The sequence below is a fragment of the Devosia sp. T2-14 genome (assembly GCF_055397495.1).
Genome location: NZ_AP027921.1, coordinates 3165664 through 3178507, shown reverse-complemented (window position 1 = coordinate 3178507; position 12844 = coordinate 3165664). Strand labels below are relative to the sequence as shown.

The 12844-nt window shown below is 62.5% G+C and carries 13 protein-coding genes; 3 read left to right on the top strand and 10 right to left on the bottom strand.

Features of this window, described 5'->3' with window-relative positions:
- Positions 1–13: 13 nt before the first annotated feature.
- Positions 14–1492, top strand: coding sequence for a DEAD/DEAH box helicase (locus tag ACZ5WT_RS15630; RefSeq protein WP_464284701.1), 1479 nt, complete (start codon positions 14–16; stop codon positions 1490–1492).
- Positions 1493–1633: 141 nt separating this feature from the next.
- Positions 1634–2704 carry a GGDEF domain-containing protein gene (locus ACZ5WT_RS15625; RefSeq protein WP_464284700.1) on the top strand — a complete coding sequence of 357 codons (1071 nt, stop codon included), beginning with the start codon at positions 1634–1636 and terminating at the stop codon, positions 2702–2704.
- Here ACZ5WT_RS15625 and ACZ5WT_RS15620 read toward each other — a convergent pair.
- From ACZ5WT_RS15620 to ACZ5WT_RS15575, 10 genes are all read right to left on the bottom strand, one after another.
- Entirely contained in the window at positions 2701–3972 is a 1272-nt protein-coding gene (locus tag ACZ5WT_RS15620) for a 3-phosphoshikimate 1-carboxyvinyltransferase (RefSeq protein WP_464284699.1), read from the bottom strand. The genes ACZ5WT_RS15625 and ACZ5WT_RS15620 overlap by 4 nt on opposite strands.
- An 81-nt stretch (positions 3973–4053) precedes the next feature.
- Positions 4054–4434, bottom strand: coding sequence for a HesB/IscA family protein (locus ACZ5WT_RS15615; protein ID WP_464284698.1), 381 nt, complete (start codon positions 4432–4434; stop codon positions 4054–4056).
- A gap of 14 nt (positions 4435–4448) precedes the next feature.
- Complete coding sequence (locus ACZ5WT_RS15610; protein ID WP_464284697.1) at positions 4449–4874, bottom strand: VOC family protein; 426 nt, start codon at positions 4872–4874, stop codon at positions 4449–4451.
- The gene (locus ACZ5WT_RS15605) at positions 4871–5248 is read right to left on the bottom strand and encodes an SUF system Fe-S cluster assembly protein (protein ID WP_464284696.1); all 378 of its coding nucleotides are present in this window, start codon (positions 5246–5248) and stop codon (positions 4871–4873) included. Before ACZ5WT_RS15605 ends, ACZ5WT_RS15610 begins: the two co-directional genes overlap by 4 nt.
- A 15-nt stretch (positions 5249–5263) precedes the next feature.
- Complete coding sequence (locus ACZ5WT_RS15600; RefSeq protein WP_464284695.1) at positions 5264–6484, bottom strand: cysteine desulfurase; 1221 nt, start codon at positions 6482–6484, stop codon at positions 5264–5266.
- Positions 6485–6623: 139 nt separating this feature from the next.
- Positions 6624–7835, bottom strand: a complete 1212-nt coding sequence (sufD, locus tag ACZ5WT_RS15595) for a Fe-S cluster assembly protein SufD (protein WP_464284694.1) — start codon at positions 7833–7835, stop codon at positions 6624–6626.
- A gap of 2 nt (positions 7836–7837) precedes the next feature.
- Positions 7838–8587, bottom strand: a complete 750-nt coding sequence (gene sufC / locus ACZ5WT_RS15590; protein WP_464287226.1) for a Fe-S cluster assembly ATPase SufC — start codon at positions 8585–8587, stop codon at positions 7838–7840.
- A 49-nt stretch (positions 8588–8636) separates the two neighbouring features.
- Positions 8637–9137 carry a cupin domain-containing protein gene (locus tag ACZ5WT_RS15585; RefSeq protein WP_464284693.1) on the bottom strand — a complete coding sequence of 167 codons (501 nt, stop codon included), beginning with the start codon at positions 9135–9137 and terminating at the stop codon, positions 8637–8639.
- Positions 9137–10639, bottom strand: a complete 1503-nt coding sequence (gene sufB / locus ACZ5WT_RS15580) for a Fe-S cluster assembly protein SufB (RefSeq protein WP_464284692.1) — start codon at positions 10637–10639, stop codon at positions 9137–9139. The genes ACZ5WT_RS15585 and sufB overlap by 1 nt, the downstream gene beginning before the upstream one ends.
- A 66-nt stretch (positions 10640–10705) precedes the next feature.
- Positions 10706–11836, bottom strand: coding sequence for a cysteine desulfurase family protein (locus ACZ5WT_RS15575; protein WP_464284691.1), 1131 nt, complete (start codon positions 11834–11836; stop codon positions 10706–10708).
- Between the two features lie 285 nt (positions 11837–12121).
- Here ACZ5WT_RS15575 and ACZ5WT_RS15570 point away from each other — a divergent pair, with 285 nt between their 5' ends.
- Complete coding sequence (locus ACZ5WT_RS15570) at positions 12122–12784, top strand: alpha/beta hydrolase (RefSeq protein ID WP_464284690.1); 663 nt, start codon at positions 12122–12124, stop codon at positions 12782–12784.
- Positions 12785–12844 lie beyond the last annotated feature (60 nt).

Here is a 12844-nt window from a genome sequence, read left to right as displayed (position 1 = left end):
GGAAATACCGAATTTGAGCGAAGATTTTTCCGGGCTTGGCCTGTCCACCAAAGTAACTGATGCAGTTACGGCCGCCGGCTACAGCAAGCCGACCGAAATCCAGGCGCAGGCAATCCCCCATGTCCTTCAGAAGAAGGACATTATCGGCATCGCCCAGACGGGTACCGGCAAGACGGCATCATTCGTGCTGCCCATGCTGACGCTGCTGGAAAACGGCCGCGCCCGCGCCCGCATGCCTCGTACACTCATTCTCGAGCCGACGCGCGAACTCGCAGCGCAGGTCAGCGAGAACTTCGAGAAGTACGGCAAGAACCACCGTCTCTCCATGGCGCTGATCATCGGCGGCGTGAGCTTTGAAGACCAGAACAAGAAGCTTGATCGTGGCGTTGATGTCCTGATCGCTACGCCTGGCCGCCTGCTCGATCAAATCGACCGCGGCAAGATCATGCTGAACGGCGTCGAGATCCTGGTGATCGACGAGGCCGACCGCATGCTGGACATGGGCTTCATCGATGACATCGAGAAGATCTGTGGCCGTCTGCCGCCCCGTCGCCAGACCATGCTGTTCTCGGCAACGATGGACGGCCAGATCGAAAAGCTGACCAAGAAGTTCCTCAAGGACCCGGTGCATGTGCAGGTTTCCCGCACCGCATCGACCGCCGAAACCATCGACCAGAAGCTGGTCAAGGTCTCGTCCAAGCCCGATGAGAAGCGCGCCGAATTGCGCGAGCGCATTCGTGCAGCCGAAGGCCTCACCAACGCGATCATCTTCTGCAATCGCAAGCGCGATGTGGCCACTCTGGCGCGCTCGCTTGAGCGCCACGGCTTCTCGGCTGGCGGGCTCCATGGCGACATGGACCAGAAGAGCCGCATGGAAACGCTCGACGCCTTCAAGAACAACCGTCTGACCCTGCTAGTCGCCAGTGACGTTGCCGCCCGCGGCCTCGACATTCCGGCCGTGAGCCATGTCTTCAACTTCGACGTGCCTGTGCACGCTGAAGACTATGTGCACCGCATTGGCCGTACCGGTCGCGCGGGTCGCTCGGGCGTTGCCTACACCTTCGTTTCGCCGGCGGACACCAAGCATCTCGATGCCATCCTGAAGCTCATTCAGAAGCCGATCGACTGGCTCGAAACTGCCCCGTCGCGTGCGTCTGCCCCTGCAGCAGCCGAAGGCGAAGCGCGCCCTGCCCGTCCGGCCCGTTCGCGTCGCGGCGGTCCGCGCACCCGTCCCGCGGCAGAGACTGCCGAGGCCGCTCCGGTCGCGACTGCTGATGTCGCTGCAGCGCCCTCACCAGCCAAGGCTGCCGAGCCGAAAGCCGAGCCCGCCGCCCGCGAAACCGCCGAAAAGCGTCCCACGCGTTCGCGCAGCCGCCAGCGTCCTGCCGCAGAGCAGAACGAATCGGAAGCCGCACCGAGCACGTCACCCTTCGGCAATGACGGCCCAATCCCGGCCTTCCTGCTTCGCTCGACCCGACTTCCGAGCGAATAAAGTCAAAATAACAGCAACATACGGCGTTTTACTGGGCCGCATCGTTGTATTAATTGACACCACGGCGTTAACCACTGCAAATGAGGCGATCCATGCAGCAACACATGGATCGTTTCAGCGTCAGCACGCCCGGGGGAAGCCGTGTCCGAGCAGGAATTCAATCGCGCGTTGGGATATGCCAACTCCGCATTTGACCTGTTGAAGCGCAGTGGTATTCCGCCCTACCCCCAGTTTTACGAGCTGCTCTACACCTACTCCACCGGGGTCAATCCGACGCTGAACAGCCGGATCAATGCCATTTTCCGCAATGGCGAAACCCCGACGGCTTCGCTTGCCGAAGTCCTCTACAACGAGTTCCTGAAGTCGGACGTGAACGACCGCATGACCAATGTGTCGGTGCGGATGCATGCGCGCATTGAGGCCGTGCATGAGGCCATCGACAGCGCAATGACCACGGCCAATGCCTATTCAGGCTCCTTGCAATCAGCCAGCGGCGACCTGCAACGCGGCATTTCGGCGGAAGCGATGAAGGCCCTAGCCGATCGTCTGCTGAGCGAAACCCGCCGTATGCAGGAAACCAATCACGCGCTGGAACAGAAGCTGGCCGCATCGCGCGACGATATCGCCTCGTTGCAGCGCGACCTCGACGATGTGCGCCGGGAGTCGATGCTCGACCCGCTCACCAAAATTGCCAACCGCAAGAGCTTCGACGAAGGGATCGACGCGGCCATCGCCGAGGCGAGCCTGAGCCACGACCCGCTCAGCCTGATGATCATCGACATCGATCACTTCAAGAGCTTCAACGACACCTATGGCCACCAGACCGGCGACCAGGTCCTCCGGCTCGTTGCGATGACGTTGAAGTCGAACATCAAGGGCAAGGACCTTGCGGCCCGTTATGGTGGCGAAGAATTCGTCGCCATTCTGCCATCCACCGATATCGAAGGTGCGGTGATCGCGGCGGAGAATATTCGCCGCGCCATTCAGGCCAAGGAACTGCTCAAGCGGTCGACTAACGAGAAGCTGGGCCGCATCACCGCTTCGTTCGGCGTTGCCGCCTATCGCCCGATGGATACCGCTGCCTCGCTGATCGAGCGCGCCGACAGGTGCCTCTATGCGGCCAAGCATGCCGGCCGCAATCGCGTGGTCAGCGAGATCGAGCTGGCGGCGATGGATACGCCGCCCAAGCCACGGAAGGCTTCGGCCGCCTAGGCGGTCGGCTGCAACTCCACCCCAAGTCCCTTCAGCATGTCCCAATAGGCCGGATAGGTCTTGCCCGTGCATGCCGGATCCAGAATGGTAATGCCCTCGAGCTTGAGGCCCGCCAGCGCAAAGCTCATGGCAATGCGGTGATCGTGATAGGTCTCGATGCGTGCCGCGCCGCCAGTGATCTTCTCGGCCAGCTTGGGGTCGGATGCCACCACGAGGTCGTCGCCTTCTTCGGTTCCCAGGCCCGGCAGGATGCGGTTGAGTTCGTTGGCGACGGCGCGGATGCGGTCGGTTTCCTTGACGCGCAGGTTGGCGATGCCGACGAAGCGCACGGGATGATTGTTGAATGCCGCGATCACGGCCAGCGTCGGCACGGCGTCCTGCATCTGCGAGCCATCGATGACGGCCGGCATGTTCGGGAATTGCGCGATTACAGCCTGCGCAGCGGCGTCGGGCTGGGTAAAGGCATCCGAGGCAACCCCGAGGTCGATTGAGCCGCCAGTGAGCGCCTCTGCGCCCCACAGATAGGTTGCGGCCGACGCATCCGGCTCGATCAGCAGGTCGGCGGCCTTGTAGCCGGTGGGCTGTACCAGCCAGGTGCCGGCGTCGAGCTGGTCAACCGTAGCGCCAAAGCTACGCATCGCGGCCAGCGTCAGGTCGACATAACCGCGGGCGCCAATGTCCTTGCCGGTCAGCGCGATCTCGATCGGCCCGTCGCCAAGCGGGGCCGCCATGAGCAGCGCCGACACATACTGGCTGGAGAGCCCGGCGTCGATTTCCACGCGTCCATGGCCAAAGTTGCCCTTGCCGCGAACCGTAACCGGTGGGCAACTGGTGGGGCTGGTGGCATCGATGCCCAGCGAGCGCAGCGCATCCACCAGCGGCCCGATCGGGCGCACGCGCATCTCATCGTCGCCGTCGACAATGACCTCGCCCTCTGCCGTAGCCACGGCCGCCGTCAGGAAACGCGTGGCCGTGCCGGCATTGCCGAGGAAGAGCGGGCCATCCGGGCGCTGCAGGCGGCCGGTGCTGGTCACCACAAAGCTTGTGGCATCGGGTTCATCGACGGTGACGCCCATCTGGCGTAAGGCAGCCGCCATCAGCACAGTGTCCTTGCTCTTGAGAGCGCCACTGAGCCGGCTGGTGCCATTGGCAAGCGCTGCCAGCAGCAGCGCCCGATTGGTGATGGATTTGGAGCCCGGCGGCGACACGCGCCCAACGAGAGGACGGTTGGGCGGAACAATTGTGAAGGCCGCAGGCAGGGCAGTCATTGCAGTACTCACGAGCAGGGGCAGAACTATCCCCTGCCCTTAGGACAATTGGCCGTGCGGCGCAATTGTCCTGCCCGCAGCTCAGCCGGCGGCGCGTGCCTCGGCAATGGCGCGGAGATCGGCTGCCTGGAGCTGAACGCTCTCACCGCACCCGCAAGCCCCGGTCTGATTGGGGTTCTTGAAGGTAAAACCGGCGCTCATCTTGGTTTCTTCGAAATCCATGACGGTACCGAGCAGATACATCGTCGCCTTGGGATCGATCCAGACGTCGACGCCCTTGTCGGTAACGTGGTCGTAGCCGGCCGGCGGCTCGCTTACATAGTCCATGGTGTAGGCAACACCGGCGCAACCGGCATTCTTGATGCCCACGCGCAGGCCGATGACCGGCTTGTCGGAGTCTTCTATGATCTCGTTGATGCGCTCAGCGGCGGCATCGGAAAGCGACATGATCTTGAAGGCCATGCGACGATATCCTTCTAGTAGTTCGGCCACACACCCGGGGTGATCAGCTCAACCAGCAGGCGGTCCGGATCGCGGAAGTAGATGCTCCGGCCGCCCTGCGGCCAGTTCACTTCGCTCTCAATGGTAATATCTAAGCCTTTGAGGAAGGTTTTCCAATCCTCAACGCTGTCGGCGGGTATGCCGAAGGCGAAATGCTGTTCGCCCGCGCCATCATGCGGCGGAATGAACCCGCCCCCGAGTGGAATGGGGTTTGGTGTGCCACCCCGACGGAACAGGATCAGCACCTGCCCCGGACTGACCGCGAGCGGCTGTATCCGCTCATCCCCACCAATCGGTCCGAAGCCGAACACCGAGACATAGAAGTCGCGGCTGCGGACGACGTCGGACACGTAGAGGCAGGTTTCGACCAGTCCATTGAGGGCCGGCCGGGTAGCGGTCACCACCAGTTCAGCGCCACCTGCGCTTCCTCGCTCATGCGCGAGGCGTCCCACGGGGGATCGAACACCATGTTGACCTTCACGTCCTGGATGCCTTCAACAGCACGCGCCGCATTCTCAACCCAACCGGGCATTTCGCCTGCGACGGGGCAGCCGGGCGCGGTCAGGGTCATGTCGATGACCAGGTTCCGGTCGTCGTCCAGATCAACCTTGTAGATCAGGCCGAGCTCATAGATGTCGACCGGGATTTCCGGGTCATAGACGGTCTTGAGCGCCCCGATCAGATCGCTGGTGATGCGCCCTACCTCTGCTTCGGGCAGTTCGCCTGAAACATTGGGGGTGATGCGGGCGGCGGCGTTTTCGGCTTCGTCAGTCATTGTGGTCCTCGCGGTCTACGCGAAAAATTTCTGGGCGCGCTCAATGCCGTCCACTAACGCATCCACGTCGTCCTTGCCGTTATATAGGGCGAGGCTAGCGCGGCAGGTAGAGGTAACACCGAAACGTATAAGCAGCGGCATGGCGCAATGGGTGCCGGCGCGTACGGCGATGCCGTAGCGATCGAGAATGGTTGCAACGTCGTGGGCATGAGCGCCCTCGACCTCGAACGAGAAGATCCCGCCCTTGCCCGGCGCCGTACCGATCAGGCGGAGCGAGTTGATCCGACTCAGCCGTTCATGGGCATAGGCGGTAACATCCGCCTCGTGCGCCGCAATGGCGTCACGGCCCAGGGTCTCCATGTAGGTCAGAGCCGCGCCCAGACCGATCGCCTGCACGATCGGCGGCGTGCCTGCTTCGAAGCGATGCGGCGGTTCGTTATAGGTCACGCCATCCATGGTCACGGTGTCGATCATCTCGCCGCCGCCCTGATAGGGCTGCATTTCGGCCAGCAGGTCGTGTTTGCCATAGAGCACGCCGATCCCGGTGGGACCGTAGAGCTTGTGGCCGGTCATGACGTAGAAGTCGGCGTCGAGATCCCGCACGTCGACAGTCTCGTGCACGGCGCCCTGGCTGCCATCGATCAGCACAGGAATACCCCGCGCATGGGCAATCTCGATGATTTGCTTGATTGGCGTCACCGTGCCCAGGACGTTGGACATATGGGTAACCGAAACCATACGGGTCCGGTCGGTCAGTGCCGCGGCAAATGCGTCAATGTCGAAGCTGCCGTCGTCGCGCACGTCGACCCAACGGATCACCGCACCCTTGCGCTCCCGGTGGAAGTGCCACGGCACGATGTTGGAGTGGTGCTCCATGATCGTGGTGACGATTTCGTCGCCTTCGGCAATGCGCGGCCCGGCGAACGACTGCGCCACGAGGTTGATGGCCTCGGTCGCGGATTTGGTGAAGATGATCTCTTCAGCCCGCTCGGCGTTGAGGAACTTGCGCGCCGCCTCGCGGCCGCCCTCATAGGCTTCCGTCGCACGGTTCGCCAGCGTGTGCAGGCCCCGGTGGACGTTGGCATATTCGTGGCGGAACGCGTAGTCCATGCGGTCCAGCACCTGCACCGGCTTCTGGGCCGATGCACCGCTGTCGAGATAGACCAGCCGCTGCCCGTGAATAACCTCGGACAGGATCGGAAAATCAGCGCGGATTTTGTCGAGATCGAAGGTCATGGCGTCCTACTATTCGCCCTCGTGGTTCGAGGGTCGCTGCGCTCCCACCTCACCATGAGGGCTGGCGTCGTGCAGCTTGAGAAGTCCTCATGGTGAGCTGCGCGCTCTTCGCGAGCCTCGAACCACGAGGACTTCGGGTTCACTTCCCGGCGAGCAGCCAGCCGTCGATGATGCCATGCAGAGCTTCTGCGAGGGCTTCGTCTTCGATCGGGTCGACAAGTTCCTCGAGGAAGCCGCGGACCAGCATGGTCTCGGCCTCTTCCTTCGGAATGCCACGGCTCATCAGGTAGAACATGCTGTCTTCGTCGAGCTTGCCGCAGGTCGAGCCATGGCCGCAGACGACGTCGTCGGCATAGATCTCGAGCTCGGGCTTGCTGAGGATTTCAGCCTCGTCCGACAGCATCAGGCCCTGGTGCATGAACTTGGCGTCGGTCTTCTGCGCATCGCGCGCCACGACGAGCTTGCCCTGCACCACTGCCTTGCCACGGCCACGCGCAATCGACTTGAACAGCGGCTGCGAATTGGTCTGCGGCACGGCGTGCAGCGCTTCCATGGTGATGTCGGCATGCTGCCCGTCGGACACCAGGTTGAGCCCGGTGATGTCGCCGTGGGCACCGGCGCCTTCATAGCGCGGGTAGACCTGAGTGCGGGCTAGGCCAGCACCGGCATGGATAACCAGGGTACGCAGCTTGGCGCCTTCAGCCAGGTGATACTCGTTGCTGGCAAAGTGCGTTGCCGAACGCGACGACAGGTCGACGGTGACGTGCGTCACGACGGCATTCTTGCCCACTGCCAGGTAGGTGGCGTGGTTGCCAACGTGAGCAGCGTCCGAACCCGAGAAGGTCTCGAGGATGACTGCCGAAGCATTGTCAGCCACGAAAATCTTGAGCGAGTCCGCCACATGGGCAGCGGCGCCTTCTGTGCGGCGATCGATCTGGATCACCGGGTCGACGCTGCCTTCGAGCGTCAGGGTCAGGCTCTCCCTGGCAAAGGCGCCATTGAGGTGAACCAGCACGTCGTCACGCGTGGACAATGCGCCGCCTTCGGCCTTGCCGACGATCACGCCGGCCGGTGCCGTCGTTGCCGACTGCACGATGCCATTGGCGATCATCAACTGATAGGCGCCGGGCACGCGCAGCGCCGGAGCGCTGGCTTCATTGGCCGCGGTTGCCAGAGGCGGGATCGCCTTCAGCAGCATCTTGAGGTCGGTATAGTGATAGCTCTCGACGCGGCGCGTCGGCAGGCCGACAACGGTCACGCGCTCGGCGGTCGCATCGGCGCCGACGCTCTTGAGCTGCTCGATCAGGGTGTTCTCGGCTGCTCCGAGCCGGACGGGGACAGGAAACGACATGCTTAGGCCGCCTGACCGTCGAAGTCTGCGTAGCCCTTGGCTTCGAGCTGCAGCGCCAGGTCCTTGTCGCCGCTCTCAACGATCTTGCCGTCGGAGAACACATGAACCACGTCGGGGACGATGTGGTTCAGCAGGCGCTGATAGTGGGTGATGACCAGCATCGAGCGGCCAGCCGAACGCAGCGCATTGACGCCCTTCGAGACCACTTGCAGCGCGTCGATATCGAGGCCGGAGTCGGTTTCGTCGAGGATGCACATCTTGGGCTGGAGCAGCGCCATCTGCAGCACTTCGGCGCGCTTCTTCTCACCGCCGGAGAAACCGACATTGAGCGGGCGCTTGAGCATTTCGGTGTCGATGTTGAGGTCGGCACCTGCGGCCTTCACGGCGCGCATGAAGTCGGGCGTGGTCATTTCGCCTTCGCCGCGTGCCTTGCGCTGGGCATTCATGGCCGCCTTGAGGAAGGTCATGGTGGCGACGCCCGGGATTTCGATCGGGTACTGGAAGGCCAGGAACAGGCCAGCGGCGGCGCGTTCGAAGGGCTCCATCTCGAGCAGGTTCTCGCCGTCGAGCAGTACTTCGCCTTCGGTGATCTCGTAGTCTTCCTTGCCGGCCAGCACATAGCTCAGTGTCGACTTACCCGAGCCGTTGCGGCCCATCACGGCGTGGACTTCGCCCGCCGGAATGACAAGGTTCACGCCCTTGAGGATTTCGCGATCTTCGATGCGCGCGTGCAGGTTGCGGATTTCAAGAATTGGGGTGGTCATGGCTTACTCTCCAAAAGGGGGGACGGTTGCGGCGCTCTCAAGCGCCTGGCTCGCCGTCCCAATAGTCGAGATGGTTCTGGCCTTCGCGGCCGCAGTGGCGGATGCGGCTACCGTCGGGAAGGCGACTGGTAACCTGGAACTTGCCGGAATCGGGGTATTCGCAGACCTCGATATCGGAATTGTTGGCGACGCCGAGATATTTCAGCGTGACGGTGCCTGTGTTGAGGATCTGGTGGGCCGTATCCCGCCCGCCGGCCGGAGCGCCCAGGACGTCTCCCGCCTTGAACGGCAGACGCTGGTCGCCGAACCGGTAGGTGCCTTCGCCCTCAAGAATGACGAACAGCTCGTCTTCCTTGTGATGGCTATGGAACGGGCAGCTCGACTTGCCTGCTGGCACTTCGTTGTAGCTGATGCCGAGCCCTTTCAGGCCCAGCAGCTTGCCAAACGAAACGTCTGCAGACTTGTAGAGCGTCCCCTGCTCCATCTGGTCGAGCGCAAGCGCCGCCAGCGTCACTACGGGGTTCGACTTCTGCTCCATCAGCCCACGCTGCCTTCGAGGCTGATCGAGATCAGCTTCTGCGTCTCGACCATGAATTCCATGGGCAGGTGCTGCAGCACGTCGCGCACGAAACCGTTGACGATCAGCGCCACAGCTTCTTCCTCGTTGAGGCCGCGCTGCTGGCAATAGAACATCTGGTCGTCCGAGATCTTGGATGTCGTCGCCTCGTGCTCGAACACGGCGGTGCCGTTGCGGCTCTCGATGTAAGGCACGGTGTGGGCACCGCACTTGTCGCCGATGAGCAGGCTGTCGCACTGGGTGAAGTTACGGGCATTCTTGGCCTTGGCATGCGCCGAGACCTGGCCGCGATAGGTATTGTCAGAGAAGCCGGCCGCGATACCCTTGGCGATGATGCGGCTGGAGGTGTTCTTGCCCAGGTGCAGCATCTTGGTGCCGCTGTCGACCTGCTGGTAGCCGTTCGAGATCGCGATCGAGTAGAACTCGCCGCGCGAACCGTCACCGCGCAGGATGCAGCTCGGGTACTTCCAGGTGATGGCCGAACCGGTTTCCACCTGGGTCCAGCTGATCTTGGAGTTGTCGCCGCGGCAGTCGCCACGCTTGGTGACGAAGTTGTAGATGCCGCCCTTGCCGTCCTTGTCGCCCGGATACCAGTTCTGGACCGTCGAGTACTTGATCTCGGCGTTTTCGAGCGCGATCAGCTCGACGACTGCGGCGTGCAGCTGGTTTTCGTCGCGCATCGGGGCCGTGCAGCCCTCGAGGTAGCTCACATACGAGTCAGCTTCGGCGATGATGAGCGTGCGCTCGAACTGGCCGGTCTTCTTCTCGTTGATGCGGAAATAGGTGCTCAGCTCCATAGGGCAGCGAACGCCCTTGGGGATGTAGACGAACGAACCGTCGGTGAAGACGGCCGAGTTCAGCGTCGCATAGTAGTTGTCCGTCACCGGCACGACCGAAGCCAGGTACTTCTGCACCAGCTCGGGATATTCACGGATCGCTTCCGAAATCGAGCAGAAGATGATGCCGACCTTGGACAATTCCTCGCGGAACGTGGTGACCACGGACACCGAGTCCATCACGGCGTCGACGGCAACTTTCGGGCGTTCGACGCCGGCCAGGATTTCCTGTTCCTGCAGCGGAATGCCGAGCTTTTCATACATGCGCAGCAGTTCGGGATCGACTTCGTCGAGGCTGGTCGGGCCCGGCGTCGATTTCGGTGCGGCGTAGTAATACATGTCCTGCAGGTCGATCTGCGGATAATGCACCTTGGCCCAGGTGGGCTCGGTCATGGTCAGCCAGCGGCGGTAAGCCTCGAGGCGCCAATCGAGCATCCACTGCGGCTCGTTCTTCTTGGCCGAGATGAAGCGGACGATGTCTTCGCTCAGGCCCTTTGGGGCCTTGTCGGTCTCGATATTGGTCTCAAAGCCATACTTGTACTTGTCGACGTCGAGCGCCAGCACCGAGTCCACGGTAGCGCGGTCGATGTTCTCTTTGAGCGTCGGGATATCGTCGTAGTCCGCCATGTTGGCTTCTCCTTATTACCCATTGGCGATTCAAGGTCGCCACGAGCCGTCTAAAACTATTGCGGTCTAGGCCGCTTGCCCCTGCCGCGCCCGGTGGCGCTCAAGGATTGATTGGTAACCGGCGACAAACGCATCGACGTCGTCGCTGGTGGAATTCCAGCCCAGGCTGATCCGCAGGGCGCATTCGGCCAGTTCGTCCGAAACGCCCATGGCGGCGAGCACATGGCTTGGGCCGACCTTGCCCGATGAGCAGGCCGAACCCGATGAAACCGAGAGGCCCAACAGGTCGAGGCCCATCATTGCCGTCGCATTCTTGATCCCGGGCACTGCGAAATTGACCACATTGCCAAGGCGATTGCCGCCAAACACCACGGCCTCTTTGGGCAGGCCCGCTTCCAGGCGCGCGATCAGACTCGGCACACTGGCAGACAAATAGTGCGCTTCGATGGCAGAGGCAGCAGCGCCAAAGGCCGCAATCAGCGCCGCGGCTTCCGTACCGCCACGGCGCCCCTGCTCCTGCCCGCCGCCGGGGATGAGCCGCACCGTGTCGGCATGCGACTTGACCAGCAGCGCGCCGATGCCAGCCGGAGCGCCGATCTTGTGGCCGCTCACAGCCATCATATCGGGTGCAGAGGCCGCGAAATCCAGCGGCAGCTTGCCGAAGGCCTGAACCGCATCGACGAACAGCGTGTGCCGGGTCGGGCCGACCAGCGCATTGATCGGCCCCATGGGCTGGACCACGCCGGTTTCATTATTCACCCAATGCACCGCAACCAGCAGGTTGCCCTGGGCTTCCGCGATCACCTGGGACAGTTGATCCAGATCAATGCTGCCGTCGGCCAACAATCCGATAGTGATCACAGGCAGCCCGGTGGCCTCTGCGGCCTTGGATACTGCCGCGTGTTCACCTGCGCTGATCACGATGGCATTGGCGCCAAAGGCCGAGGAGCCGGCGACGATGGCCTGGGTGATGGCCTCGGTTGCCGAGCCGGTGAACACGACCTGCTTGCGCTCGGCGCCCGCCAGGGTCGCCACCTGCGCACGGGCGCTATCGATGAGGTTCCGCAATGCACGGCCATGGCCGTGCACCGATGAAGCATTGCCCACCAGATCAAGGGCAGCAATGAGCGCCGCCCGCGCCTCTGGTAAGAGCGGGGACGCGGCGTTGTGATCAAGATAGATCGCCCGTCTCGTCATCGATTTCCCGTGTCGCGCATGCGCGCTCGTCATACCATCCATGCTCGAGACGGGGCGGCATAACGCCCGTGTCACCAAACACTTCTTGAATTTTGCCGCCCATCTTTATTACAAGGGGCGCACATATTGGCCTCAGGGGCCTGAAAACCGAGTTTCGAACCATTCTAAACTAGATTTTCCGCCCCTGTTTTAGGGAGCGGAGTGCGCTTAGTCAAGCTGCAACGCCGCCACACGGACCTTCCCAACCACACGAACAGAGCCGAAACGGCCGGAAGAAAAGAGACCATGCCAGAAGTGATTTTCAACGGACCCGAGGGTCGTCTGGAAGGCCGCTACCAGCCGGGCAAAGAGCCCAACGCCCCCATCGCGATCGTGTTGCATCCGCACCCCCAGTTTGGCGGGACGATGAACAACCAGATCGTCTACAACCTCTTTTACATGTTCGCTGAGCGCGGCTTCGCCGTGCTGCGTTTCAACTCGCGCGGCGTCGGCCGCAGCCAGGGCATGTTCGATCACGGCATCGGCGAGCTTTCGGACGCCGCCGCGGCCCTTGATTGGCTGCAGGTGATCAATCGCGAATCGCGCGGCTGCTGGATCGCCGGCTTCTCGTTCGGCGCCTGGATCGGCATGCAGCTGCTGATGCGCCGTCCCGAAGTCGAGGGCTTCATTTCGGTGGCTCCGCCGGAAAACCTCTATGACTTCTCGTTCCTGGCCCCCTGCCCGTCTTCCGGCCTGATCATTCATGGCGACAAGGACCGCGTGGCCCCGCCCGCATCGGTGCAGAAGCTGGTCGACAAGCTCAAGACCCAGAAGGGCATCACCATCGAGCAGCAGATTGTCGAGGGTGCAAACCACTTCTTCGAAGGCAAGATCGACGAACTCACCACCCGCTCGGCTGACTATCTCGACCGTCGTCGGGCGGAGATCGCAGCCGGCGGCGGGCGTTAAGTTAGAGCGCATTCACTGCGATCAGCACCATCCCATTGGGTCACCCCAACCACGCTGTCA